This is a genomic window from Spirochaetales bacterium, from assembly GCA_016930085.1.
Lineage (GTDB): Bacteria > Spirochaetota > Spirochaetia > SZUA-6 > JAFGRV01 > JAFGHO01.
In genome coordinates, this window is the sequence record JAFGHO010000112.1 from 1 (window position 1) to 25797 (window position 25797).

The window sequence follows — 25797 nt, forward strand, 5'->3', positions numbered from 1 at the left end:
AGCAGTTTTTCTCTCATTAGTTCAGTCATGATAAGATGAAACTCATGCAAAACAGATGCTGTCATATGAGGCTCCTTGAATAAAAAGGTTATATATACTCCTCTGTTTTGAGTTTGTCAGTTTCTTACACTTGGCTGTTCCATCTAATTCGTTATAATAAAAGAAACTGATAAACTCATTACAATCGGAAATACTGACAATTTAATTAATTGTCAGTATACATTATATAACGCATAAAAAATGCCCGCTGCTTTGATTTTTCTCTAAAAAAGACAAAAAAATCTGAAGACGCTTAACCCGGACTTCTCACAATGAAAAAAACTCATATTGAATTGTTTGGTATCTGTTTATTACAGAGTGACGAAATATTTAAGCCGGGTTTTGGCAAAAGAATTTTATAATGCTTCTTTCTCACAACACAAACTGTTTTTGGGTATGTAAAGCAATTATTTATATTGAAACAAGTAAGCGGTACGTGAAAACCGGGTTAAAACGGTAAAACAGGGACGAAGCTTAGAATCTGCAGTAAAAGCATCAGCGTATGCCACCGTATGGGTTGACAATGTTTCCATAAAGTCCGATGTTTACATCAGGATTCAATGAACAGGAGGGACGATGAAAAAAAACGCCTCATTATTAATCGATATGCTTTTATCAGGTATTCTTTTGATACTGTTACCGGGCTGTCTCGGTCTTCGCGACATCGGTCTCAAACCCGGCGACGACCTTGTGCGGAAGGGCCTGGACCAGATACGAAACGGCGAATGGGATGCCGCGCGCAGGAGTTTCACGGATGCCATGTATGAGTACGATACGGCGAGCGTCACAGACGATAACGCCTATGGCTGGTGTTATTATGGTTTCGGCGTTATCACCTTGCATGACAATGATCAGGATGCCGCCATGACGAAGCTTTTGAAAGCGAAGGAGTATTTTGAGAAAGATTCGGAACCCAATCACTATGGTCTCGGGCTCACTAAATTGAGAATCGGACTCATTTATAGAGACAAAAAGGAGCTTGCCGCGGCAAAAGATAATCTCACGGGAGCGCTCGAAGACCTGAAGAAATCGGGCGTCAAAGACGCTTCGGCCATTTTTCTTGCTTCACACGCGGCGGGGTATGTTTTAATCAATTTGAGAGAATTCCGGGAAGCCGAGACCCACCTTATTTCGGCGGAAAAAAGCTATAACGACGTGCAGCCGCCGAAGCCGGTCATGCTGGCCGAAATCTACTTCAACCTTGGCACCGTTTATATCAACACAAAAGATTACTTATCGGCAAAAAAATATCTTCTTCAGTCTGCCGGTATATTCGAACAGCAGCCGGGGACGGATAAAAAGATCTACGGCGATCTGTATTACTATATCGGCGCCATATATTATGATGAAAAGGATGCAAAGCAGGCGGACAAGTACCTGCGACTCGCCCATCTCAATTACAGCCAGGCGCTGGCGCTTTACAGGGATGCCGGGAAAAGTGATGTCGTCAAACAGATCGAAAACCAGTTGAAGCGCATCGAAAAGGTATTCGAATAGACCATAAAACCGGCCTGCACTGCTTCCGGGCAGCCTCGTCCGGCGGTTACATCAGTCCTGCCTACAGAGAAAACGGCCGGCCGCGTGCCGGCCGGCCTGCTTTATTCGGCTAAAAATCACAGGAAATAAGCCCCACGTAACATTGTGCGATCCGTAACGCGTCGACGATATTGATCGTCCCGTCGCCGTTCGCATCGCCCGCGCATACCTGAAAACCGGACGGATCGAGTCCCACATAGTACTGCGCGACAAGAAGGGCGTCGACGATATCGATCGAGCCGCTTCCATTGGCGTCCCCGATCGCATATGCGCATCCCGTTCCGTTTGTCGGGGTCGGAGACGGGGTTGCCGTTGAAGTCGGAGTCGGGGTCGGTGATGGCGTTGTTTCCCCTCCCCCGAGTGGTTCGCCGTAGACGAGGATGCCGTCATGATAGATCGGGATAACGGTCGTCTCCGCGTATGCGGAACCGAGCCCCTGATGCGAATAATCGTTCGACCCGTCCCAGGCCGGATTCGTACCGCCGGAATATTCCTGGATGATCTGGATGACGAACTGGAGTTCCCTCGTTCCCACCATTTCGGCCGTCCCCCAGTCGATCGGGATATAGTATTCGCCTTCCGCCGCGTTCACCGCAACGGGCGCTCCGATCGATACGTTCGGGCCGCCGTGAAGCATTCCCTGTTCGTCATAATAAACCTGGGTTTTAATACGTGAAATATCCCCGCCCGCATTGAGTATCTCGTCGATATCGATGTAGTAACGGGCCTCGAATCCGGATTCCAGCCTCGGGGGCAGACAGGGTTCTATATGGAGATTGAACTTGAGTTCAATTCCTTCCGTGTTTTCGTTTTCGATTTTCGCCTCCATAAAATATTCCTTCCGGTCCGTCTCCGGAGGCGGAAAATCCCGGACGGGTGCGTGACCGGCCGATCTCCCGAAAAACTCGTACAGACCGGCGCACGCGCCGACAAAAGCCGCGTTATAATCGATCGCGACCTCATTATATGAATAATCGGTGGTAATATCCTCATGCTGATCAGAACCGTCCGGGCCGCCGACAAGGGCGCCCCAGAGAATATGCTTGTGTTCCGGCGGAATGTTCATATCGTTTTTGAGTGAACCGTGCGCCGCCCGGTGATGGGGATGGCGGGCGTAATTGTCGCCGTACCCGACGATATAGGACCTGTTCAGGGGATTATCCCCCATAATATAGGTCATCTGCCCCCGCGCCCATTCGGCGATATCGGTTCTGTTCCGTGACTTCGCATAGACAAGCCCGCAAAGCTGGGCCGCGGTATTGTATCTCGCGGACCCCCATGTGTTGATCATGCCGTAGCCGCCGGGGGTGTAATTGAGGTAGTTGGAATCGGAGGTTGTCGCGTGTTGTATTTCACCGCCCGACCAGTATTCGATATTCCAGCGTGAATAATAATCGTAGAGCTCGTTTTCCGGGAAAAGGGTGGCCAGTACGGTAAAAACTCCCCCCCATACCGCGTCCCAGCAGTGCACCCACGCGTTCTGCCAGTCGTTCTCCGGGGTGTCGACAATCCGCGAGACAAACCCGGTATAGGCGCCGGAAGAATCCTGACTCATAATATCGTCGATATATCCGGTTTCTCCGGTGACTGCATACAGCCAGACAGCCGCCCAGGACAACTCGTCATGATCGTAGCCGGAACCGTAAAACCCCCCTGAAAACCCCATTCCCCTGTTTGCCTTTCCGAACTCATAGAGGGCCTTCGCGGTTTCAAGGCATTCCGCCGCATATGCCCGGTCGACATCCCCATAATTGAGATACATGAGTGCGAGCGCGGCGGCAGCCTCACCGCACATATCGCTCGCCGGTTCCTCCGGGGTTGCCAGATAACAGGGACGGAGGTCAGTTGTCGAAAGTTCGTACCAGAGTTCGGGGGGACACCAGCAGACATGGTCAGCCGCGCCGTCACCGACCTGGTAACAGAAGGCGATCACATTACCGGAACCGTCCATGAAGGTACTGCGTAAAAAATAATCGGTGAAATATTTGAGAATATCGATGATATGGTCGTATGAACCGATATCGACGAACGAATCCCTGAACTCGTATACTCCCCAGCCGAGTGTCGACGCGGAATACCCCTGGGGCAATCCGAACTTGACATGGTCGCCCGCATCGTGATATCCGCCTGAAAGATCGAGTGCACCGTCATTATCGGGATCCAATACGGATTTGTGTGCAGATATGAATGACGCGGACATATTGGTATGGGATTCATCGAGCGGTATTTCGTAATCCCTCATATGACACGGCCCCCGCCACGCAAGCCTGTTCGGCGTCGACAGATTACATTTGTTCGCATCATAGAAATAAATCGATTTTTGAAGTGCTTCCGCAAAATTGACATGGACCGATTGGGCGGAAATACCCGAGGCAAGAAAAAAGAATGCCAAACATAATAACGCATTGACGATATTGTTCGATTTTTTCATTGTTACTTCCTTTCTTTTTGTTGTTTTATACCATATTTCAAAGAGAAAGTCAAATATCGCCGGAAAAGGAAGACGGGACGGGGCTTTTTTTATCGCTAAAACAAAGGAGGGGATGGTGCAGCTTGAAGAGAACGTGCCTTCCCGTGGGAAGAAACCGATACAGATTCAACCGCTCAGCGTGAAGCGGCCGGTCCGTAGAAATATCCGGCAAGAAAGACAAGCGGGGCCGTGTAACAAAGGGCGACTTCATTGCAGGAAAACGAACGGTGATCGTCGATATAGCTTTTTGCCGGCGGGGGTGCGTTTTCTGCAATATACCGATTTAAAACGAGATCGTAATCGCCGCCATACCGGTTAGGCCCGCCCACGACAAAACCGGGGACGGGTTCGGCCAGACCGTCGTACGGACTTGCCGCCTGAAGCGGATCGGTCACACTGCTTTTACCGCACCCGGTCACGAAACATTTTCCAAGGGCGTTCGTTCCAAGGATATAATTCAGATGATCCAGTACCGACGGCAGATAGGGCCGGCCGCCGGCCAGTTCGTCCGCCAGGATCAACTCCAGGGCATAAGCCAGGACAATCGCGTTGGATCCCCAATAAAAATCACCTTCTTTCAGGGCAATTCCATAGCCGGCATGAAAGGCTTTGTCAGAGATTGTATCGGCATAGTGAAGGATATCCGTGATGATGGTATCCCGCACCGGATCCGGACCTGAGTTTCGCGTTTCCAGTACGTAGGAGAACATCCCGTTATTATGAACGTCCCGCCAGTTGAACGGATAACGAATCGCGGGCGACCAGCGCATATAATGACGGGTGAAGTATGTTCCGTATTTTTCTGTACCGGCCGCCCTGAACATCTCGGCCGCCGCCCACAACCGTTCATCGGTATCGTCGGTATCCCCGTATCCGCCGGTTTCATTGATACAGGGAGGATCCCGATAGCCGTCCGGCGGCAGTATCGTTTGATGATTTTCGAGAAAATTCCATGCATTTTCCGCAGCGGCAAGACATTCCCCGGCAAATGACGGATCACAAGAGAGGAAAGCCCTCGATGCCATTGCCATGACCGCGCAAAAATCGGCGGTTGCCGTCGTGGAAACCGTAACAATATAACGTGTCTGGAAATCGGTATCGGGCATATCGAAGTGGAAATTAGGCGAGGCAATCAAATGATGTACCGCACCATCCGGCCGCTGCATGGAAAGAAACCATGAGAGTTCGTATTTTGCCTCGTCAAGAAGATCGGGAATCGTATTGCCGCTTTCGGGAATATCGAGAGAAACGCCTTCGATCCTGTCCCGATACAATTCAAACAGCCTGAAAAAAGAATAGAGTGCCGCTGCCGCCGGTACAATCTTTTTCCCGAAGTCCCCCGCGTCATACCACCCGCCGGTACTCTGCCTGAAGACGTCCGCAGTTATACGAGTACCGTCACATCCGTCATAGAGATACGCATCACGGGTATGCGCGGCGGGACGAGACCAGATACCCGCGCATTCGGACGACAACGCCATTCCCGACCGCTGATAATAGAAACTTCGCGCGGCCGCATAGAACACATCGTTGAAGACGGTATCTGATATCATAAAGGAATGGGATCTGCCGAGGTTATTCACCCTGATATAATAACTGCCGGATTTATTCCAGTGTGAAAAATCGATCCGTTCGACAATATCACGGGAAAGGGGATCATACGAGCCTCTTCCCGCGATGACGCCCGAAAGCACTTCATCGTCCGTTTCTTCATCGATCAGAAACCAACGCTTATGGTAACGTATGTCGATATTGCTTAACCAGAAGCATTTTTGCCGATCGATCAAATAACCGATCTGGTTCACGTTTATACACATGGAAACGGCGCGGTCACTCCCGGGCTTCGAAAAAGCGCAACCGGGAGAGGTAATAGTCATATTTGTTCTCAGACAATTGAAAACGATCAGGGAAAACAGTGAAATGACAGAAATAAAAAAGATAAATGTTTTATTTCCTTTCATAAATATCCTTCGACCGTGTTTCACGGATTTGCGCAGCAATATATACCCCGCAAGAGACGACAGAGCGGCGCCATATGGCCTTTTCGGATACGGCGCTACAGTGCCCCCTTACGGTGCTTTTCCGCCAATTTCACTATAAAATTATAAACGATAAAAGCAATGAACAAAACAAGGCCGAAACCGAACCATGCAAGCCCCCCCAGCATCATATCCGCCCCCGAACTGCTATCCGACTGATGGATATACGAGTTTTGCGGATTCTTTGGATTATAATAGACAACGACCTCCGTCCCTTCACTGTGCCTTGCCAAAAGGACTTGCGCTTCATTGTACCGGTAGGGACCTTCATCGGATGCCGAATATTCATGATTCCTGAATGTCTTGTTGTCGATACGATATTCATAAAGGTAATCCAGCACATACAAGTCAGGGGTATCGTCTTCCGTATCATATGGGCGTATTGAACAATCACACATCAATCCGGACGCGGACGGCCAGGATTTTACCTCCTCCTCCCACCGGAACCAGAAAAATCCCGCAACGAGAAAACCAAGTCCGAACAGAACACATAACCCCACCCAGATGAATTTTTCAGGATTATCAAACATACTCTTTATTATAAGGGGAAAACCTGTTGTCATTCAATAATTCCGCTTAATTGAGGATGTTGCATTTTTAATGCCATTCTGCTAAATTTGAAGACACACGAACACAAGGATTGGCGAATGGATGACAAACGGAAATATTCGAAAAAAAAGCCGCTCAAGCCGGGAAGAATATTCGGGTATGTGCTTATCACGCTTGGTATCATCAACTTCATAAATCTTGGAAGCCCGATACCTGTGCCGACCATCGGTCTGTCGGCAATTGCAGCGGGAATAATATTCACGGCCGGGGGACTGATTTTGCTTGTCCCGGATAAACGCTCGATCCTCAAAAAAATTACCGAATACCGGAAAAAAACCGAACCGCCGAAACCCCTCGCCGATCCCATGCTGCCGGTCAAGATCCTGAAGCTCGCCAGGGAACATAAGGGTATCCTTACCCTCTCCGATGTCGCGATCGAACTCAACATCCCCCTCGATGAAGCCGAAGCGGGATTAAAGGCATGCCTTCGCTCCGGCCAGGCAGTCGGTGATTTCGATATGTCAAGGGAAACGACCTACTACCGTTTTCATGAATACCTGCCCCCGGATAACTCCGAATCGTAACCGTCGGGCAACACTTACCCCGTTTATTTCAATCTCCCCGATTACTCTTTCTTTTTTATCGAAAGCGTATCGAATATCGTCTCGAGGCTGACGGCGAATCCAAGTCCTTCCACTTCGAAGCCGACAATTTTCTTTGAAATGATACCGACCAGGAATCCATTTTTATCAATGAGCGGACCTCCGCTGTTACCGGGATTGACGGCGGCGTCTGTCTGGATAAGTTCATTCCCGTCCTCTTCAAGATAATTGCTGATAATACCCTTGGTAACAGAATAGGAAAACTGTTTTTCCAGTGGCGTCCCGATGATGAAAATTTCACTGCCGATCGCAGGTCTGTTAAAATGCAGGGGGAGGTATTTAAATTGAGTCCCCTGGACTTTTAATAAGGCGGTGTCCTTCGATTTGTTGATTCTGACGACTTTTGCTTCCAGTTGAATATTGGAGTGGAAAACAATATTCACTTTCTCGACACCGCTTACCACATGGGCGGCGGTAAGGATATAGCCCTCGGAAGAAACAATGACGCCGCTGCCATGCGTGACGCCCGTTTTAATGGTAACAACCGCATCGAATAATTTTGAAATATCGTCCGGAAGCTTTACTTTTAGCGCGTCCCTGCTATAATTGATGTCGATATCAGCGTATGTCTCTTCCGTTTCATTTTCAACAGTTTTATCGACAAGAATTGCCGAAAGTTCTTTGTTCGCGAGAAGATCGCACATAGCGCGTTCAAACACGATATATGCAAGTTCGGCGACATTGATAGGCTCATCATCTTCCGTATAATATTCACCGTGCGTCGTTAATTTAAAAACGACCTTCTCCTTGAAACTGTCATATACCTGCCATTCGACATCCATACTGATATCATGTTCAAAAATCCTGCTTATCAATGTGTTTTTACCGCCGACATTAAAAAACAGGGAGGAGATGACACCGGCGATCTGGAATCGTGCTTTTTCGGAATTGCTTGTGTCAAAAAGATCATCTCCTTTTTCAAGCACCCTGTAACCATAACTGTTCAATATCTTTTCCCCGGTTTCCGTAAACTGTTTTTCTCCTTCTATTGTGGAGGATTCCCACTTTAGATCCTTAATCTGCGTCGGCGGCAGAAATAATTTTCCGATGACCGTTCCGTATGGTATTTTAATAATCACCTTCCGAAACGAAATCGTTTCCGAGTCATCAACCGTTATCGGCGTATCCGGTTCCTTGATTGTCTCCGGTTTTTTATACATATTCATCATGGAAAAACAGCCGGATAAAAGCATGAGCAACAGCGGAAAAAATATTATGTATATACGATATCTCTTCATTGAAACACTCCTTACTACTTTATAATTTTAACCTAATTACCCGGATATTCCAATGAAAAACGCTTTTTTTATATGAATTCCGTTTCTTGATCTTCGATACAACCTTTACATGAGGTTCCCGACATAATCGGGACATTCATACGATGGAAAAACACCCGCAACGTTCGTTCCACAAGCTGCGGCCGCTTTATCAAAATATTCCGGCAATCAGCCGCCCAGGTCGAGTTCACGGTAGCTTTCCTGTAACGCTTCCAGATAATCCGAAAGCTCCCGGGATTTTGCTTTCAGGGTTTTGAGTGAATATGGTTCCTGAATTGTGTCCATATGTTTCATTCTCGCTACGTCGAGTTGGATCTGTTTGAGTGCGGTGATCGATGAAGACAGCCTGAGTGAAATCATCTCTTTCTGATTTTTTAATTCGGTGATGGTCTTTCGGTGATGTTCGTATTGTGAAATCGATTTTTCATACTCTTTTTTTAGATATGCCGCGTCCGTATTTTCATATTTTGTTTTTAATGACGCGAGTGTCTCCCCGATTTCCTCTTCCGATACTGTTGTCAGTACTCTGTCAAGTTCCGTATCCCGCAGCAGCAATTCCTCGATCTGGCCGATAAAGCGTGAAAGCAGCTGTTCGAGTTCTCCGCCAAAATGCCTTTTCATTTCACGGTCTGTTTTTACCTGCCCGATAAGGCTATTTTTGATCGCTTCCGCCTGTTTGAGTACGCCGCTTCCCCCTCCCCGGGGAGAAAAATCCCCGTATTTTGGAGTAAAACGATGTTTTTTTATTTCCTCCCATACAATCCCCGCTTCTTTCAATTCCTCGATAAGGTATTTTTTACGGGCCCGGTGAACGGCAAAATGGACGAGAAATCCGACACCCCATGCGGCCGTAGGAATAAGCCACCACTGAAATCCACCCCAGGTAATATTATTGATGCCGCAAATAAATGCGGAAAACGCCAGAAAAGCCGTTCTATGATGATTGAAAGCCCCTTCCATTTTCTGTATCTTTCTGACCATAACCAGTTGCTCCGGGTCCAGTTTTTCGAGAGGCAGAATCTGGTTCCGCGCTTTTTTGGCGTTCAACACATACTGAAAATGCGAGGCAAGTCCTATTCCCCACGCGCCAAGTGGAAAATAAAACCAGGGGAATTGTGCGCTTGTAAGCATATTGAGAACGAAGAGAAAGGCGTTTGCCGCCCCGAAGACGACCGCATGGGCGCTGAATCCAGTAACGGCACCCCTTACCTTTTTGAGTATTTTCTTTTTTAAGTTCTCAAAAAAAGTCGGCGACGTTTTACCCCGATCGAATACCTCGGGAGAAAACGATCGGTTTTTTTCCTTATCCGGATACATAATGATTATACCTCCGTGAAAGGGTGTCGATATATCTCGTTATTAAACAGGGAGTGATATCCCGTTCCCCTATTTATCATGCATAATAACAGAATAAAGCGGAAATGTATATCGTCATCATTATATGAATACACAAGGTTATCATTCTTCCTTTATACCAAGTATTTTTCTTACCGCGGCTTTGAATTTTCTGCCCCTGTCGAACTCATTGAGAAACATGCCGAACGAAGCGCATCCGGGTGAAAAAAGAAGCGAGGTGCCCGGCGAGGTGAATGATACCGCACGATTGACCGCTTTCTCCAGTTCGTCATACGGACCTTCGAAGAGAATTCCCGCCTCATCGAGAAGCCCGGTCAATTTATTCGTGGCCGTTCCCGCAAGCAAGACGATCTTTTCACATTCACCGATAACGTCGAGGAGGGGAGCAAAATCGATATTCTTGTCTGTTCCGCCGGTGATGAGAACAAGGGGACGGTTGCATCCGCGAATCGCGTGAATGGTCGCATGGGGAATCGTTGCCGCAGAATCATTATAATAGATTACCCCCTTATGTTCCAGAAACGCCTCGAGCCGGTGTTCAATGCCGGGAAACCCGGCCAGTCTCTCTGAAATTGTCCCTGTATCAAGACCTGCAAGCAGGCAGGCAAGCCCCGCACAGAGGAGATTCATCCTGTTATGAGAGCCTTTCAGGAGGGGCGCGGTATCGAAAAGCGTCTCCTTGTTATCCCCTATCCGGGCGATCCCCTGCTTCCCTTCCATCCATGCGCCCCTTTTTTCATCACCGAACGGTTTTTTTGAAAAGAAATATCGTTGTGCCCTACAGTCAGCGAACGCGGAAGCGGTTACCGGACAATCATTGTTAAAAACCGCACTGTCGGCGGCATCCTGGTTCCTGTAAATTATTTTTTTGTCCGCGATGTAATCATCCATGCCATGATAATAATTCATATGATCGGGAAAGATATTGGTAATCACCGAAATCCCGGGTTTCAAGACGGCCTTCCCGGCGAGATCGGCGAGCTGCCATGAGGATAATTCCAGCACTACCGGCTCTTCCGGCAATAGCGTCTCGACAAAGCCAAGGGGTGAAACCGTGATATTCCCCCCCAATCGGGCCCCTTTATGCCTTGCCGCCAGGCAGTAATGGATCGCGCTTGCCACCGTCGATTTTCCCTTACTTCCCGTCACGGCAATAATCGGATTGGATGAGAGTGAAAGGAAAAGAGAAATATCGGTCTCAATGGGAATACCGCTTGATTTTGCCGTGGCGAGGAAGGGGGAGTCTTTCGGTACACCCGGGTTTTTCACTACCAGATCCGTATCGCTGAAAAGCCGTTCCTCATGTCTTCCCAAAACAAACGAAACGGGAAATCCGGCAAGGCGCGCAAGAGAGGGTGCCAGGACCTTTTCATCCCGAAGATCGGTGACCGTCACATCCGCTCCGTGCCGTGCCAGAAACAGGGCGGATTGAAGCCCGCCCCCGTGAAGGCCCAAGCCCATGACGGTAACGCGAAGACCTTTGAATTCTTTCATGTTAATCTTCAACGGCAAACTCCTTCATGTTATTCCCGTTAAGATAAGGCCGTATACGGATCGATGCAAAAACATCGTTCCACTCAGCGGGAACGTCCTTTTTCAGTGTTTGAAAAACCTCAAGCTCCTCCCGGAATTTCTCGCTTTTCATGGATGATTCGATAATTCTCATGTGCGGTGAAACGAATGCAAGAGCGTTGTGAAGCAGGGGAAGCCGTTTCTCCCTTTCACAAGGAGCAAGGTCGATGAGATTCATGCACATTGTTTTATATTTGCAAATAAACGGGAAATACGGATAGATATGCAGGTCGCGGGGCAGAAAAAGGCGTGTAAAAAACCTCGTAAGCTCATCGTCAATCCAGATACCGCGCAGAAGATACCCCCGTCCGTGTTCTCCGATCCATGTTTCTGAAATTGTCTGCCTGATCACAAATGATTCGATTCTATCATCGACGATGTTTATCGATTCGAGGGGAATCAAAAGGGCTTCGATAAAAAGAAAGTGGGTCTCATATTCCGGTGTCGTGTCATTTGTCCCCCATCTGATAATAGTCCCGTACCGGGCACGAAATCCGAGGTCGACTTTTATAAAAAAAAGATATTCCGCGTCATTGATCCTGTAGAGTTTGAAAAAACATGGTTTCAGGATATCGGAAGGATCAAAAAAAAATGTACACCCTGAAAACAGGTCACCGGCCGGTTTGATGAACCGGCTGCAGCTTTCTCGCAGTGCCCTGATGTAGTGCTCTTCCGGTTCCCTTTTTCTCACGTCATGGTGAATGGGAAAATGGGGAACGGTAAAAGACTCTTTCAGTTTGAGAAAAAACTCTTCGTTTCCGGTAAAACGCTTTTCAATCCTTTTTTTTCGGGCGGGGACCCCCTCGATTATTTGGTTGATTTCCGGATCAACATAATTGATCGCGATGATATTTGTCAGTTCCTCCACAGCCCCTATCATAGCCCGGAAAATAAAGCTTTTCAATAGAATGTTGGCATTGACTTAACTCGACTTTACCACCATAATCTAATGCCGTAATATATGAAACCTAAATACTCATTCGCAATATTTTATTATGTAGTTTATCTTCTCCTTATTCAGTTTGCGTGCCCGGCATACCCGGGATATACCGATGAACCGGAGATTAACCTCGTCCATAACGGTGATTTCGAACAACCGCTTATCGATGGATGGAAAAAGGAATCCTTCACCGAAGGGGGGGGAATCGAAGCGGTCTCCGATAAAGTACACAGCGGAGAGCGTGCGGTCCGGATTTTTACCGGAATCAACCCGAATGACCTCCGGCTCATCCAGCTGATACCGGTAAAACCTGAAACCTATTACCGGCTTTCCTGCTGGATTGCAACGGAAAACGTGGAAGCGGGAAAAATCGGGGCAAATATTTCGATTATGGGCGGATATGAATACTCAGGAGATATCGAGGGGACAACGGACTGGCAATACGTCGAGATGTATTTCAGAACAAGTAAAGCACACCGCGATGTTAAAATCGGGGTGAGAATCGGTATGTACTATAATATCGTAGGCGGGATCGCCTATTTCGATGACGTGCGGATGACGGCGGTCGATTTTGTCCCGGCCGACTGCTTTTATTTGAAGAATCAGGAAAACGGCCGCAACGTTTCGAGTAATGTTTCCGCAGAAACCGCAGAAAATCCGAGAAAAGCGATCAGCATCCACAATATCAACCTGCCGCTGATCGCGCTTCTTGTTGCGATCGGACTGATCGTCGTGGGGCTTAATGTTTTCCTCACAATCAAAAGGGAGAAAAAGCGTGATCGAGTCGAATAACCTGCACCGGAAACCGAGTCCGTTCTATAGAAATATCAGGGACCTCAAGGAAATCTTCATTATTGCCGTATCCGTTATTGTATTCACCTATTTCTACACCTTCGTTGCCTACATTATCTCGAAGAATACGTTTCCTTCCAACTTCACCGATATGTGGTACATTTATGATGCCTGTCATTATACGAATATCGCCGATTGGGATTACGGCACAACGGAAGAACGCCGTGTCCTCATCGTGTTTCTCCCCCTCTTCCCCACCCTTATCAGGGGTTTAGGTTATATTGTCGGTGATTATCTTGTTGCAGCCCTTATTATTTCGAACATTGCCTATATTTTTGCCGTTTATTTCCTTTACAGAATTGTCCGTCTCGACTATTCGAAAAACACGGCGATACGGGCCGTCATTTATTTTTCGATATTCCCTTCCGCGTTCTTTCTGCATGGTGCTTATACCGAATCACTATTCTGCGCACTCATCATCGGAAGTTTTTACTATGCACGAAAATCTAACTGGGCGGTCGCGGGCATTCTGGGTGCGCTTGTCGCCGCGACACGACTTACCGGTATCGTCATTATTCTCTCCCTTTTGCTCGAATACCTGCACCAGAAAAAATGGAAAATCAGGGACATCCGGTGGGATATTTTATTTATCGGAATCGTTCCCCTCGGTTTGGTCTGGTATTTGTCGATCAACTACGAAGTCTTCGGTGATCCATTTCATTTTCTCAGCCTGCAGGAAGAAGTATGGAATAAACATCTCTCGCTTCCTACGGAAGGGGGATGGAATGCCATTATGAGTCTGCAATGGAAAGAGCCCAGCCAGTTCATCATCAGCGCCCTCGCGGAATTGATTGCCGTGGCGTACGCTCTTTTCTTCATCTGCTGGATGGTGATAAAGGAACGGCCCCTCTATACATCCTACATATGGCTGACGTTACTCGTTGTCACCTCCAATTCATACTGGCTCAGTCTTCCCCGGTATGTACTCCCCCTCTTTCCGATCTATATCATCCTGGCCGTCTGGTCGAAAAACAAGGCGGTTCATTTCATCATCATCCTTATTTTCCTCTCTTTCTACGCCTTTTTTGCCGGACACTACACACAGGCCCACTGGGCATTTTAACCCGGACTCACATCAATCGATGCTCCCTCAGCCAGGGTTCCTGCGTTCTGTGCAGTTGTTTGATATCGAGCGGAATACCCGCCGTCATAAGGATGAGGTGGTCGGCTTTCCGCCCGACCCATATATTCACCCATCCAAGAAGGTCCCGGTATCGACGGCCGAGAGGAGTGGGGGGGACGACACCGGTCCCGACTTCATTCGAAACGAAAATCAGGCTTGCCTCATTTTGATCATACAAATACATGAGTTCAACAAGTTCTTTTTCGATTATCGTTTTCGTATACTCCGGATGCCGGTCCGCATCGGCAGCCAGGAGATGATTGGCCGTGAATATGGTCAGGCAATCGACAAGCACGGCTTCGGTGTTTTTTATGTGCGCCCGGAGTGCTTCCGCCGGATGCAGGGGGGCTTCTATCGTATGCCACGGCCCCGGCCGTTTCTTCCTGTGCTTCAGGATACGGTCCTTCATTTCCTCGTCATGCGCGCCTGCCGTCGCACAAAAAACGACTCGGTGAAAAAGCCTTGCGGCCAGTGATTGCGCGTAATCACTCTTTCCGCTTCTGACACCGCCCAGTACAAAATATACCTTTTTCTCCATTACGACCCCCTTTGCCCCCACCATTGTTTGATCATATCGAGCGATGAATTAAAATCATCCTCGGAAAAAACCTCGAGTGTTACGGGATACAGGTAATGCCGCCGGATCAGCTCGTCGAAGATGGGAAAAACGTCCGCTTCCGGCATACGACGTATCGACGTGTGATCCCGTCCGTCGACACCATGAAGATGAATCACACGGATCTTCCAGGGATAGCTTTCGATGACCTCTATGGGATTTCCCTTCAGCTTCCAGATGTGCCCGATATCAAGACATATCGAGATATCAAGACACTCCAGAAACGGTATCAATTCACCGATCTCGTAACATTCAATATTCTCGACACTCATCATCCGGGGATGCGGAAGATACGGCAGCACCTTTGAGAGTGATTCAAAACAGCGGAGGGACCACTGTTTATATACGTTTTTTTTATCTGCTTGAGCCGGTCTTTTTTCTGTCCGATTGAGGTGGCATATATATGCAAATGGACCGATTGGTGATGTGAGGTCGATAATTCGCTTTATCTGGCTGATCGAATCCCGCCTGACTGCCGGGGATGAATCGCCCAGCCTTATATCGAGTGGCAGATGAACGGTATAGGTATGGCCGAAATCCCTTTTCAGTTCCCGCAATTCCCTGATAACCGAAAGCGACGGCAAATTTGTCCGGGTAAAGGATTCAAATAGAATCAACTCGATATCATCGACCAGGGGGGCCATTTTTTTTACATTTGGTATGATATCCGCCGGTATGACATAGGAAGTCGAACCGATGAGAAAAGGGAGTCCTTTCACGCGGCGAACCTCTCGAGGAGAATAAATCCGGCCAATCCCGTCACTTCGATGATTTCACAGACAGCACCGTACACATCGCCGGTAAAACCGGGCAGTCTCTTCATGATCCATATCCCTATCAGTTCGACAATTCCCCATGTTGCCGGAATAAGGAGGAAAACAATCCAGCTTTGTGAAAAGAAAAAATAAAGAGTGACGGCCACAACAATGGGGAAAAAAAGCGCCGATATATACTCTTTTATCCCGCACCGTTCATGAAACGCCTTTCCGCAGCCGTTCTCCCTTGCATACGGATACCGCCCGATGACATAGACGAGTGAGGAACGGCCGAGGACGGGAACGAGGAAAAGGCCCGCATAAAGGACGGAGTTCTGCCTTATGGAGACGAGGAGCAGGTATTTGAAAAGCAGGAGAAGGATTGCTCCGGTGATGCCGAAGGCACCGACATGAACATCTTTTAGTATTTCAAGCCGCCGTTCCCCTGTGACCGGGGCAAAAAGGGCATCGCAGCAATCGATAAAACCGTCAAGATGAAGCGCACCGGTAATAATCACCCAGACAAGCAGGATACATCCCCGTTGCAAAAAAAGGGGGAAAAGAATATCGCAGCTATAACCGGTGCCCGCTAAAAAACCACCGACAATCAGGCCGACAAACGGGAAAAGGAAGCACGAGCGGGCGACATCCCGTATCATAACGCGCCTTTTTTCAAAAGGGAGGATCGTTAAAAAAGCGAAAGCTTTTCGTAAGGCCTTGATCATCGTTACCGTTCCTTTTCCGTGACTCCGGCTTCCGAGAAGGTCGCCATTTCCAAAAGTATTTTACAGGCCGCTTCGATAATGGGGACGGCGAGGGCGGCGCCGGTTCCTTCGCCCAGCCGGAGCTGCAAATCCAGAAGCGGTACAAGACCCAGCTGACTGAGCATAACGAGATGGCCCTTTTCCGTTGAATTATGCGACGCAAAACAATATTTCCTCACTTTCGGACAAAGCGCATCCGCAATCAGGGCACCTGAGGTGGAGATCAACCCGTCGAGGACGACTGGAACACGGAGGGCGGCCGCGCCCAGAACGGCGCCTGCAATCCCGCAGATTTCAAAGCCCCCGAGTTTTGCCGCTATATCGATCGGATCGCCCAGTATAACATCATTATTCCCTATCGCCTGCTTTATCAAGACAATTTTCCGCTTCAACCGTTCGTCGTCGATACCCGTTCCACGCCCGGTTATCTCTTCGACGGGCCGTCCCGTGACGGCCGCAGCGATCGCCGTAGCGGCTGAGGTATTTCCGATTCCCATTTCTCCCGGAATAAAAAGACCGGTGTTCTCCCCCACCTCTTCTTCAAACAACCGGATCCCGGCCTCTATCGCTTTCACCGCCTGTTCTCGACCCATTGCTGATCCCCGGGAAATATCCGCGGTCCCGTATCCGATTTTTCTAATCCGTAAAAGGGGGTGCGGTTCCAGATCCGAAGCAACACCCATATCGACGATGAGGATACGTGCACCGATATGGCGGGAGAGAACATTGATCGCGGCGCCTCCTTTAAGAAAATTCCCGACCATCTGGACCGTCACTTCCTGCGGATATGCACTGACGCCGGAAGCGGCGATACCGTGATCGCCTGCGAACACCATGACCAGCTTTTCACCGGTAACCGGTTTTTCCGTTCCATAGATTCCGGCCAGCCTGATCGATACCGCTTCCAGCATCCCCAGGCTTCCCGCCGGTTTTGTCAGCAGGTTTTGCCGCATCAACGCCGCTTTTTCGGCTGCACGTGAAGTATCGGTTATCCTGCCGATCGTTTTTTCAAGAAGCTCCGGCATCCATTTCCCTCCGGTAACGATAATGATATTAATCGGGAATTTAGCGTATCGAAACAAGCCGGCTTTGTCCCACGGAGACAGAATCGAACAGGATAGACCTGTCAACGACATCGTATATTCCGGATACTACAACGGATATGCGCATATTCCCTTCACGATATTCCATCGGCCTGTATTTTCCATCAAAGAGATTTTTTTTTCAATACCCGTAATTTTTCTATCGGCTTCATAAAAACATGCAAAGGATATCTTCAAACAAGAATCAGCCGATCCCGAGGATTAATCGGAGTAAAAAAATCCTTTATCCCCCTTTAAATTCCAATATTTTCCGGCCTGAATTCAATGCGCTTCCTTTTTTTTCCCGATAAAAAAGAATCGGGGTATTCAAAGACCTTGTCGAATATGGCATAATCGGTTATCATTACATGAGAGGCGGATAATGATAACAAACAAACGTGAGAAACCTGATTATTATTTAAACGATGGTATCAGGAGACCGATAACGGGAGAATAGATGCTTTTTTTTATTATAAAAAAGACCTTTTTTGATATGTGGGACCACCTCCTCGAAATCCTGGTACTCAATATCGCGATAATCGTCTTTATATTCGCCTACATCCTGCCGCCCTTTCTGGTTCAATTCCATCCTGCCATTCTCTTTATATATCTGCTCGCGGGAATAATGCTTTTTAACGTTATTACGTCGGCCGCATCCCGGTTCACCATGGAAATGTCCGATTATGAAAGTCCTGATTTCCGTGCCTTTTTTACATATATGAGTTCTTATTGGAAACAGGCCCTTGCCGGCGCCCTCATTATGGTTGTCTCCCTCATGGTTTTCCTTTTTGTTATCCCTTATTATTTTATTGAAGGGTCGATCATTTCCCTTATTCTCGGAACGATTGTCTTCTGGGCGTGGCTGACCGTCGTTGCCGCCTGTTTTTATTTTTATCCGACGGTCTTCAGATTGAATAAAAGTATTCTCAAAAGCATCAAGGCATCGTTTGCCTTTTTCTTTGAAAATATATTGTTTTCACTGTTTATGGTTCTGGGAATCATCGTTATACTCCCCGTTTCCGGGATTTTTATTTTCCTTTTTCCCGGTCCGGCAGGCATCCTGTTATGGATCAATGTCTGTTACAAAATAAGGCTTTATAAATACGCCTACCTCGAAGACCATCCGGGTGCGGACAGAAAAAAGATTCCATGGGCGGAGCTTATTCGGGAGGATGATAAGAGGGTCGGAAAACGTACCCTTCGCGGTATGATTTTCCCCTGGAAATCATAGGGTGAAGTATGTTGACATAACGTCACATACGTGTATAACTATGTTAAACGTCTATCATATTCCGGCCGCTAAGCTGCCGGAATTAGAAATTTATTTTGTAGAAGAAGGGAGATAAGATGAAAAAACAGCTTAAAATCATCTCGATGCTGACACTTCTCACTATTATCGTTGCAGGAAGCCTCTATGCCAGGGGCGATCAGGACGCGACAGCGGGAGGTCTCAAGCAGTACACGATCTTCCTCGGACGACCTGCAGAGGATTATCCAAAAGAGGGAACAATTCTCGGAAACTGGATCGAGGAAAAAACAGGCGTGCGTTTGAAATGGGAATTCCCTGTCGGCGATCTGAGACAGAAAGTCGGCCTCATTATCGCGGGCGGCGACTACCCGGACCTGATCGACTGCCGGAATGAAAACCAGGCGCTTTACGATGCGGGAGCGTTTATTCCCCTCGACGATCTCATCGAGAAATACGGTGTGAACGCGAAAAAACTCTACGGAAAACGTATCGATATGCTTCGCAAAGACGACGGCCATATCTACTGGTTTCCGCAGCTTTTTCCCTACGGGGACAAGGTTCAGAGAACATATGAATCCCTCGGGCTTTACGTACAGAAAAGGGTATTGAAGGAGTTCGGCTGGCCGATACCAAAGAATCTGAATGAAGCCTTCGATATGCTTATCGAGTACTGTAAACGCCACCCTGAAACGGACGGAAACAAAACCTATGCCTACACGGCGCTTACCGCGGGCTGGCGGGAGTTCGCGCTTACCAACGCCCCCCACGTTTTTTCCGGCCATCCGAACGACGGGGTTGCGGATGTCGACTGGGTCGGGGGGAAATGGAAGGTATTGCCGTATTGGGCGAATGAAGCTGCGTACAAGGTATACAAACTCTACAACAAGATCCATCTCGCAGGCCTCTATGATACCGAATCATTCGTTATGGACTACGACCAGTACCTTGCAAAACTCGCCTCGGGATCCATTCTGGCTTTCTGCGACCAGCACTGGCAGTTCGAGCGGGTGAGAAACCTCTTGAGAGACCAGGAGCCGAAGGATAGATGGTGGGTCGGCCTTCCCGTCGTCATGGAAGGATACAAGGAAAACCTCGAAGGGCCCCTTGACGCGCAAGTCTCCGAAGGTGTCGGTATTACCGTTGACTGCAAGGACCCCGTGGGCGCCTTCAAGTACCTCGATTTCCTTCTTTCCGAAGAATGCCAGATCGCGAAACAGTGGGGTTTCCAGGGCACGGATTTCGAAATCGATGAAAACGGCCTCTACTACAGAACACCCGAACAAATCGAACGCTGGGACGACACAAAATTCATCGACTACAAATTCGGACAACGGTACTGGATAGAGATATGCGGCTGGCACCACTCATCCTGCTATTCCGACGGGAAAAACGCGGTCAGCCACAGAAGCCAACCTGCCGTTTTCTATGCAAGATTGAAAGACACTGAAAAGGAAGTCCTTGATGCGTACGGTAAAAAGACGTGGTATGACTTCTTCAATCCCCCGGACATGAGAAGGGCCAAATACTTCCCGCTTTGGACCATCAAATTACCGACGGGCGGCGTTGAAGATATCTGCCTGAAACGAATCGAGGAAATCAGAAGGAAATATATACCCCTCCTCATCATGGCGGAACCCGGAAAATATGACGCGGTATGGAAGGAATTCCTGGACGTATTCAACAAAATACCGGACAAGGAAAAACTGGTCGCGTATTATCAAAAAAATCTTGACGATCGTGTCGAAATGTCCGGCGGTTATTAATCCGTATTATTGAAAACTTTAACGGGCGGATACTCCTTGCGGGAGTATCCGCTTTTCCTGTCAATAATATTGAATTCGATATTCTTTTTGAATTATACTTTTAATGGACGGATGTTGATTACATTGTCGTAGATTCCGGGAAAAATGCAATAAAAACGAAAACAAACCAAAGGATTGGGAGGTAAACGATAGATCATGAATTCCAAAACATCTTTTATAAACAGGCTTTTGAATCAACGGCTGCTGCTTCTCATGTCGGTTCCGTTTGTCATCCATATAATTCTTTTCAGATATGTTCCGGTATTCGGATGGGTTATGGCCTTTCAAAACTATAAACCGAACAGACCGATGCTGGATCAGCAATGGGTGGGATTCGAACAATTCACCAACCTCTTCGGCGACTACCAGTTTTTATACGCGTTGAGAAATACGCTTGCAATGTCTGCCATAAAACTCGTTATGGGAACCATATTCGCGGTTCTGGTTGCCATAATGGTGAACGAAACCAAACGGGGGCCGTTTAAAAGGACTGTTCAGACTATCTCCTACCTTCCCCATTTCATTTCGTGGGTTGTGGCGGCTAACCTTGTCCTTGAATTTCTTGCCCCGAACGGATTATTTAACGACATTCTCACCGGCATCGGTATCGTCGATGAAAGGGTGCTGTGGATGGGAAAACCCGAATTGTTCTGGTGGATCATCGGCTGGTCGCATGTATGGAAAACCTGCGGTTTCGGTGCGATCATTTACCTTGCCGCAATGACAGGGATCGATCCGCAGTTGTACGAGGCGGCGGATATGGATGGGGCCGGAAGACTCAGGCGGATATGGCATATTACATTGCCCGGGATAAAACCGGTCTTCGTGATCCTCCTGATCATGAATATCGGCCAGCTTCTCGAAGCCGGATTCGAACAGCAGTTCCTGCTCAAAAACGGCCTCGTGCAGGACTACGCGGAAGTTTTTACCATCTATATCCTCCGCTACGGACTCCAGATGTACCGATATTCATATGCGGCGGCAGCGGGTATCTTCAAGAGTGTTGTGAGTATCCTGCTTCTTTTTACGGCGAACCGTATTTCGAAAAAACTGGGCGAAGAAACATTAATGTAGGAGGAAACGATGAAAGGCAATGTATACGACCATATATTCGACACGGTAAAAATATTATTTCTCCTTTTCATTGTCGCGGCAACCCTCTTGCCGTTTATCAATATTCTCGCGATCTCACTGAACGATCCCATGGACACAATGAAAGGCGGCATCGGGCTTCTGCCCAGATATTTCACCTGGATTAATTATTCCGATATTTTCAAGAACTCGATCATCATACGGGCAACGATCAACTCAATATTACGAACCGCGATAGCGGGGCTTCTTCATACCTTCTGTACCGCAATGGTTGCCTACACCCTGACGAGAAGCAAATTCCTCCTGCGCATACCCATCGCGATGATCTATATCTTCACCATGTATATCGACGGGGGGCTTATTCCGACGTTCTTTCTCTACAGAGCACTCGGTCTTGTCAATTCGTTTCATGTCTATTGGATCCCCGGTCTCACGAGTGCTTGGAATCTACTTGTCATCAGGACCTACATCAAGGGGCTTCCGGAAAGCCTTATCGAATCGGCCCAGATGGAGGGAGCAAACGAGTTTTATATTTTTATGCGTATTATTCTGCCCCTCTCCATGCCCGTTCTGGCAACGATCATCCTCTTTACCGCGGTCTGGCACTGGAATTACTGGTGGGATACCTTTATCTTCAACTCGTCCGATCTCGAACTGACGACCCTCCAGTACGAATTGATGAAGAAAATCCAGTCCGCGAATGCCTCGTTCAGCGGGTCGAGTATATCCGACGCGTTCAGTATGGCCAAGACGCAGGTGGGAGGAAGTACCGTCACACCCAAATCATTGAGGGCCGCCATGACGATCATCGTCAGTATCCCGATCATCATGGTATATCCCTTCCTCCAGCGGTACTTTGTCCACGGACTCACGATCGGCGGTGTCAAGGAATAACGGAAAAATTCTCAGTTCTCACGGTAATAAACGGCCGTCCGGCAAGCAGCGCGAAAACGCGGCTTACCGGACGGCTTTTTTTATCATGAAAGGGCATGAACACCCGGGACACGTAGGTTTCGAGGGATGATACTGTATATACGAAATCCCGACCGGGAGTCTGTCAGGTTTTATTTTTACATTAATTTTTAAATAATCAATGTAATATGCACTTTTTTAGCGTTATATAATACAGGAGAATAATCATCAAGGAGTGTTGTATGATTCAATCAGGTATACATGAATTCCATTTAATTATAACGGATATAATGAAAGAGAATCTGCGCAGCCTGACTTTGTTCGGTTCGAGACGTTCGTTATCAGGTGTCATTGCCGGTATATTGTCCTGTATCGATCCTCTGATTATAAAGGAACACATTTGGGGCAGGCAAAGAATGAATCGTTACCAGGCGGTTTCGGACAATCCCGATGAAAACCGGAAACATGTGCATGTTTATTTCACTGAGGATATGTATCGGAAGATCAAGCTGCTACACGCGGATTTGAATTGTTTTAGTATTGCGCAGCTTGTGCGGTGGTTTTTAGAGTTGTTTTTGGCGATGGTGGAAAGGTATGGAAATGAAGTTATCAAAGAATTTGAGAAAAGATTTAAGCAATGGAGTGTTGGGGAGAAGAAGGCTCAACAGTCTCCACAAAGGAATTTACGACAATTGTTCAAAATAATCCAGCATCTGCCGGGGCAAAATAGATTTATTTCTCTCTATACCACTCATTATTCGCCATTTTGGATACTTCGTCTTTAAAAACCATCTACACACCCACAACTCCACTTCCAGAAAACATACATCTCCATTGTCCCAAAAAAAAGTACAGCAATTTCTTTATATACATTGGCGTATTTTATATAAAACCCATATTACGTTGCCCGTTATGGATACGCCTGCATTCTATTTTTACTTTTTGTTCAACTGCTTGAAAAACTTCGTTACCGCTTCGGCAATCAGCTTTTCATAGATACCATCGACCATTTCCAGGGTAACCAGGTTGTGCGATTCCTGTTTCGTGCTTTCATGGTAATATGCGTTATGCGACCAGCGGGTTATACCGGAGTCCCTGTCGATAAGCTGTATCGTTATTGAAATATACGGGCCGTCCTTTTCATAATCCTGTGAAACGATATAGCCCCATTCATCGATCGTGATACTCAGTATGTATGGTGTTTCGATCTTTTCCCTATAGGGTGAAAAATCGTAGCCTGAATACGTATCCGGCGATTCCTTCAGCTTACTATATTCGATATCCCAGTTGTAAACATAAATATCGTCTATCGAAAATATCTCTTCCGAGGAAAGGGCATTTTCGAGAAACACATCGTTACAGACACGCTGCAATTGATACGGAGAAATATCGTCCAGCATTTTTTCATATTTTGCTTTATAAATACCTTGGAATAATCCCTTTGACACAATATCCATATCAAGCTTAAGTTTGCCTTCTTTTTGAACAATTGTGGAAAACAAGGTAATATCAGTCGGTATTCCTATTGTCGCAGCCGGATATCCAAGCCGCGGAGTCATACAGCCCCATAAAAATGTGATAATGACACATGCTAAAAGAACTGCACTGATTTTTTTCATGATAACTCCTTACGTTACATGCAGGCTGCAAAGCATTTCAATGAATCTGTGTTGTCAACAATACCATAAAACCCGAATTTTTGGCAAGTAGCATCTCGATTAAATAATGAACCGGGATTTTCTCTCCCGGGAGGAACTTCACTTCCGTACACATAAAAAAACGCGCCCTGAAGCGGGCGCGCTTATTTACTTTTAGCCTGTTCGGTTTACCAGAAACTGAAATCCGTTGATGAAACAAGTTTCCAAGTACCTGAATCGTCGATTTCCGTATTCATCGAGTAGTCAAAATAAATCGTTGTACTGAAATCGGGCAGTTTGACATAAGGAATCACATTGATGCCGAGTCCGGAGCCTTCAACCGATGTTCCTGCGATTTTCGCGTTCATACCAATCGCTGCCTTGCCGAGATTGTATTCCGGCTCGATAACGACGATATAAGCCATCTCCGGATCACCGAGATCTGCATCCTTGAGTGCGACATAGTCAAACTCAATACCTGCGCCTACCGAGAAAGCGTCCATTGAATACTTGGCACCAACTAATGCAACAAGGACGTTTGCCGGATTGTCGGCTTCGTCTTCAAAAGGTCCCGTGAACTTGATCAAGAGCCATAAGGTCATGTTAGGAACCATAAGGGCATGGATTCGTGTGAAGACTGAACGGAAGTTTTCCGGCCCGCCGGCAAGAATGTCAGCATCGCTTTTCCATTCAGTTCCATTGAGGACTGTTCCCAACGTGATCTTCAACATATCGGGCATCGTATATGATGCACATACCGCCGTGTTCGTGACATTGTCTTCAAGAAGAGCATCGGCAACCGGGACTCTGTACTGAATAGCTGCAACAAGATTTTCCATTGGAGTAATGGTTGCGAGAATACTCCACCCGTTCAAGCGGCCGACATTCTCTGCGTTCAAATCATTGAACGTCGTGGGAGTCGTTTCCCTGAAGGTATCGTATTCTTCGCGGTAACCGATTTGAATAGTAAGCTCGGGCATAATCTTCAGCAAGCCATAAGCTTCGTTCAGATTGTTGATCAACCCTTCATTGCTATTATACTTGATCTTGAAATGGTACTCCAGCATGTCGCTTGTCCACCAGACCGCAATTCCCATCTGCGGACCGCCGGGTCCAGACCAGTCCGGTCCCCATCCCTGGGTGATGTCATCGCTTGCGTCGCTTCCCTGTGCCAGATAGAATCTGGTTCGGCCCCAGATACCCACACCGACATCAGCCATGGCCAGACTGCCTATGAAAATCAGTGCAACTAATACTAGTAAGGCTTTTTTCATGTAGTTCCTCCTTAATAAATTTTTCGGGTGATGAAGAGCCGACGACTCTCAATCATTACCCCTATCAAGTTAATTTTGCAGGCATTATAGCAATCAGAATTTTTAATGTCAAGTATTCGTGATTTTTTTTTTTTTTTTTTTTTTTTTTTGAAATCAAAACCCCCTATTTCCCCCTTTTTTTTTTTAATTTTTTATTTTA

Annotated in this window: 22 protein-coding genes; 9 read left to right on the top strand and 13 right to left on the bottom strand. The window is 47.4% G+C overall.

Annotated elements, in window-relative coordinates:
• Positions 1 to 615 precede the first annotated feature (615 nt).
• Positions 616 to 1536: a tetratricopeptide repeat protein gene (locus JW881_19025; GenBank protein MBN1699619.1), complete on the top strand. Its 921-nt coding sequence runs from the start codon at positions 616 to 618 to the stop codon at positions 1534 to 1536.
• A 109-nt stretch (positions 1537 to 1645) separates the two neighbouring features.
• Here JW881_19025 and JW881_19030 read toward each other — a convergent pair whose 3' ends face one another.
• The 3 genes from JW881_19030 to JW881_19040 all read right to left on the bottom strand — a co-directional run bounded on the left by JW881_19030 (position 1646) and on the right by JW881_19040 (position 6647).
• Entirely contained in the window at positions 1646 to 4006 is a 2361-nt protein-coding gene (locus JW881_19030; protein MBN1699620.1) for a glycoside hydrolase family 9 protein, read from the bottom strand.
• A gap of 173 nt (positions 4007 to 4179) precedes the next feature.
• A complete protein-coding gene (locus JW881_19035; GenBank protein ID MBN1699621.1) occupies positions 4180 to 6006 on the bottom strand; it encodes a glycoside hydrolase family 9 protein in 1827 nt (608 codons plus the stop codon).
• 95 nt (positions 6007 to 6101) lie between these two features.
• Positions 6102 to 6647 carry a DUF3592 domain-containing protein gene (locus tag JW881_19040; protein MBN1699622.1) on the bottom strand — a complete coding sequence of 182 codons (546 nt, stop codon included), beginning with the start codon at positions 6645 to 6647 and terminating at the stop codon, positions 6102 to 6104.
• Positions 6648 to 6731: 84 nt separating this feature from the next.
• Here JW881_19040 and JW881_19045 point away from each other — a divergent pair, with 84 nt between their 5' ends.
• Positions 6732 to 7217, top strand: a complete 486-nt coding sequence (locus JW881_19045; GenBank protein ID MBN1699623.1) for a hypothetical protein — start codon at positions 6732 to 6734, stop codon at positions 7215 to 7217.
• A 41-nt stretch (positions 7218 to 7258) separates the two neighbouring features.
• Here the strand turns inward: JW881_19045 and JW881_19050 are convergent, their stop codons facing one another.
• The 4 genes from JW881_19050 to JW881_19065 form a co-directional block, all read right to left on the bottom strand.
• The gene (locus tag JW881_19050; protein MBN1699624.1) at positions 7259 to 8533 is read right to left on the bottom strand and encodes a serine protease; all 1275 of its coding nucleotides are present in this window, start codon (positions 8531 to 8533) and stop codon (positions 7259 to 7261) included.
• Positions 8534 to 8740: 207 nt separating this feature from the next.
• Complete coding sequence (locus JW881_19055) at positions 8741 to 9889, bottom strand: 2TM domain-containing protein (GenBank protein ID MBN1699625.1); 1149 nt, start codon at positions 9887 to 9889, stop codon at positions 8741 to 8743.
• A 141-nt stretch (positions 9890 to 10030) separates the two neighbouring features.
• A complete protein-coding gene (gene murD, locus JW881_19060) occupies positions 10031 to 11422 on the bottom strand; it encodes a UDP-N-acetylmuramoyl-L-alanine--D-glutamate ligase (protein MBN1699626.1) in 1392 nt (463 codons plus the stop codon).
• A gap of 1 nt (position 11423) precedes the next feature.
• Positions 11424 to 12380, bottom strand: a complete 957-nt coding sequence (locus JW881_19065; GenBank protein ID MBN1699627.1) for a hypothetical protein — start codon at positions 12378 to 12380, stop codon at positions 11424 to 11426.
• A gap of 81 nt (positions 12381 to 12461) precedes the next feature.
• Between JW881_19065 and JW881_19070 the strand changes: the two genes are divergently transcribed.
• Together JW881_19070 and JW881_19075 are read left to right on the top strand one after the other, a co-directional pair.
• A complete protein-coding gene (locus tag JW881_19070; GenBank protein MBN1699628.1) occupies positions 12462 to 13232 on the top strand; it encodes a carbohydrate binding domain-containing protein in 771 nt (256 codons plus the stop codon).
• Positions 13216 to 14355 carry a glycosyltransferase family 39 protein gene (locus JW881_19075; GenBank protein MBN1699629.1) on the top strand — a complete coding sequence of 380 codons (1140 nt, stop codon included), beginning with the start codon at positions 13216 to 13218 and terminating at the stop codon, positions 14353 to 14355. Before JW881_19070 ends, JW881_19075 begins: the two co-directional genes overlap by 17 nt.
• A gap of 7 nt (positions 14356 to 14362) precedes the next feature.
• On the opposite strand, the gene cobU is transcribed toward JW881_19075, so the two are convergent.
• Genes cobU through cobT form a run of 4 tightly spaced genes read right to left on the bottom strand, consistent with a single transcriptional unit; the run spans position 14363 to position 17686 of the window.
• Complete coding sequence (cobU, locus tag JW881_19080; protein ID MBN1699630.1) at positions 14363 to 14953, bottom strand: bifunctional adenosylcobinamide kinase/adenosylcobinamide-phosphate guanylyltransferase; 591 nt, start codon at positions 14951 to 14953, stop codon at positions 14363 to 14365.
• Positions 14953 to 15750 carry a sugar phosphate isomerase/epimerase gene (locus tag JW881_19085; GenBank protein ID MBN1699631.1) on the bottom strand — a complete coding sequence of 266 codons (798 nt, stop codon included), beginning with the start codon at positions 15748 to 15750 and terminating at the stop codon, positions 14953 to 14955. Before JW881_19085 ends, cobU begins: the two co-directional genes overlap by 1 nt.
• On the bottom strand, positions 15747 to 16511 hold the full coding sequence (cobS, locus tag JW881_19090) for an adenosylcobinamide-GDP ribazoletransferase (GenBank protein MBN1699632.1): 765 nt from the start codon (positions 16509 to 16511) through the stop codon (positions 15747 to 15749). Before cobS ends, JW881_19085 begins: the two co-directional genes overlap by 4 nt.
• A 2-nt stretch (positions 16512 to 16513) precedes the next feature.
• Complete coding sequence (cobT, locus tag JW881_19095; GenBank protein MBN1699633.1) at positions 16514 to 17686, bottom strand: nicotinate-nucleotide--dimethylbenzimidazole phosphoribosyltransferase; 1173 nt, start codon at positions 17684 to 17686, stop codon at positions 16514 to 16516.
• A gap of 403 nt (positions 17687 to 18089) precedes the next feature.
• On the opposite strand from cobT, the gene JW881_19100 reads away from it, so the two are divergent.
• The 5 genes from JW881_19100 (at position 18090) to JW881_19120 (ending at position 23472) form a co-directional block, all read left to right on the top strand.
• Complete coding sequence (locus tag JW881_19100; protein ID MBN1699634.1) at positions 18090 to 18863, top strand: hypothetical protein; 774 nt, start codon at positions 18090 to 18092, stop codon at positions 18861 to 18863.
• Positions 18864 to 18979: 116 nt separating this feature from the next.
• Positions 18980 to 20644 (top strand): extracellular solute-binding protein, encoded by a 1665-nt coding sequence (locus JW881_19105; GenBank protein ID MBN1699635.1) that lies wholly within the window; start codon positions 18980 to 18982, stop codon positions 20642 to 20644.
• A 195-nt stretch (positions 20645 to 20839) separates the two neighbouring features.
• Complete coding sequence (locus JW881_19110; GenBank protein MBN1699636.1) at positions 20840 to 21757, top strand: sugar ABC transporter permease; 918 nt, start codon at positions 20840 to 20842, stop codon at positions 21755 to 21757.
• Positions 21758 to 21766: 9 nt separating this feature from the next.
• Entirely contained in the window at positions 21767 to 22669 is a 903-nt protein-coding gene (locus JW881_19115) for a carbohydrate ABC transporter permease (protein ID MBN1699637.1), read from the top strand.
• A 260-nt stretch (positions 22670 to 22929) separates the two neighbouring features.
• Entirely contained in the window at positions 22930 to 23472 is a 543-nt protein-coding gene (locus tag JW881_19120) for a hypothetical protein (GenBank protein MBN1699638.1), read from the top strand.
• A gap of 150 nt (positions 23473 to 23622) precedes the next feature.
• On the opposite strand, the gene JW881_19125 is transcribed toward JW881_19120, so the two are convergent.
• Both JW881_19125 and JW881_19130 read right to left on the bottom strand, forming a co-directional pair.
• Positions 23623 to 24306 carry a hypothetical protein gene (locus JW881_19125; GenBank protein ID MBN1699639.1) on the bottom strand — a complete coding sequence of 228 codons (684 nt, stop codon included), beginning with the start codon at positions 24304 to 24306 and terminating at the stop codon, positions 23623 to 23625.
• 206 nt (positions 24307 to 24512) lie between these two features.
• Positions 24513 to 25598 (bottom strand): hypothetical protein, encoded by a 1086-nt coding sequence (locus JW881_19130; GenBank protein MBN1699640.1) that lies wholly within the window; start codon positions 25596 to 25598, stop codon positions 24513 to 24515.
• Positions 25599 to 25797 lie beyond the last annotated feature (199 nt).

Excerpts from the sequence above, each read along its gene's own strand:
- JW881_19025 (MBN1699619.1), top strand. The coding sequence starts at position 616 with ATGAAAAAAAACGCCTCATTATTAATCGATATGCTTTTATCAGGTATT.
- JW881_19030 (MBN1699620.1), bottom strand. The coding sequence starts at position 4,006 with ATGAAAAAATCGAACAATATCGTCAATGCGTTATTATGTTTGGCATTC.
- JW881_19035 (MBN1699621.1), bottom strand. The coding sequence starts at position 6,006 with ATGAAAGGAAATAAAACATTTATCTTTTTTATTTCTGTCATTTCACTG.
- JW881_19040 (MBN1699622.1), bottom strand. The coding sequence starts at position 6,647 with ATGACAACAGGTTTTCCCCTTATAATAAAGAGTATGTTTGATAATCCT.
- JW881_19045 (MBN1699623.1), top strand. The coding sequence starts at position 6,732 with ATGGATGACAAACGGAAATATTCGAAAAAAAAGCCGCTCAAGCCGGGA.
- JW881_19050 (MBN1699624.1), bottom strand. The coding sequence starts at position 8,533 with ATGAAGAGATATCGTATATACATAATATTTTTTCCGCTGTTGCTCATG.
- JW881_19055 (MBN1699625.1), bottom strand. The coding sequence starts at position 9,889 with ATGTATCCGGATAAGGAAAAAAACCGATCGTTTTCTCCCGAGGTATTC.
- murD (MBN1699626.1), bottom strand. The coding sequence starts at position 11,422 with ATGAAAGAATTCAAAGGTCTTCGCGTTACCGTCATGGGCTTGGGCCTT.
- JW881_19065 (MBN1699627.1), bottom strand. The coding sequence starts at position 12,380 with ATGATAGGGGCTGTGGAGGAACTGACAAATATCATCGCGATCAATTAT.
- JW881_19070 (MBN1699628.1), top strand. The coding sequence starts at position 12,462 with ATGAAACCTAAATACTCATTCGCAATATTTTATTATGTAGTTTATCTT.
- cobU (MBN1699630.1), bottom strand. The coding sequence starts at position 14,953 with ATGGAGAAAAAGGTATATTTTGTACTGGGCGGTGTCAGAAGCGGAAAG.
- cobS (MBN1699632.1), bottom strand. The coding sequence starts at position 16,511 with ATGATCAAGGCCTTACGAAAAGCTTTCGCTTTTTTAACGATCCTCCCT.
- cobT (MBN1699633.1), bottom strand. The coding sequence starts at position 17,686 with ATGTCGTTGACAGGTCTATCCTGTTCGATTCTGTCTCCGTGGGACAAA.
- JW881_19100 (MBN1699634.1), top strand. The coding sequence starts at position 18,090 with ATGCTTTTTTTTATTATAAAAAAGACCTTTTTTGATATGTGGGACCAC.
- JW881_19105 (MBN1699635.1), top strand. The coding sequence starts at position 18,980 with ATGAAAAAACAGCTTAAAATCATCTCGATGCTGACACTTCTCACTATT.
- JW881_19110 (MBN1699636.1), top strand. The coding sequence starts at position 20,840 with ATGAATTCCAAAACATCTTTTATAAACAGGCTTTTGAATCAACGGCTG.
- JW881_19115 (MBN1699637.1), top strand. The coding sequence starts at position 21,767 with ATGAAAGGCAATGTATACGACCATATATTCGACACGGTAAAAATATTA.
- JW881_19120 (MBN1699638.1), top strand. The coding sequence starts at position 22,930 with ATGATTCAATCAGGTATACATGAATTCCATTTAATTATAACGGATATA.
- JW881_19125 (MBN1699639.1), bottom strand. The coding sequence starts at position 24,306 with ATGAAAAAAATCAGTGCAGTTCTTTTAGCATGTGTCATTATCACATTT.
- JW881_19130 (MBN1699640.1), bottom strand. The coding sequence starts at position 25,598 with ATGAAAAAAGCCTTACTAGTATTAGTTGCACTGATTTTCATAGGCAGT.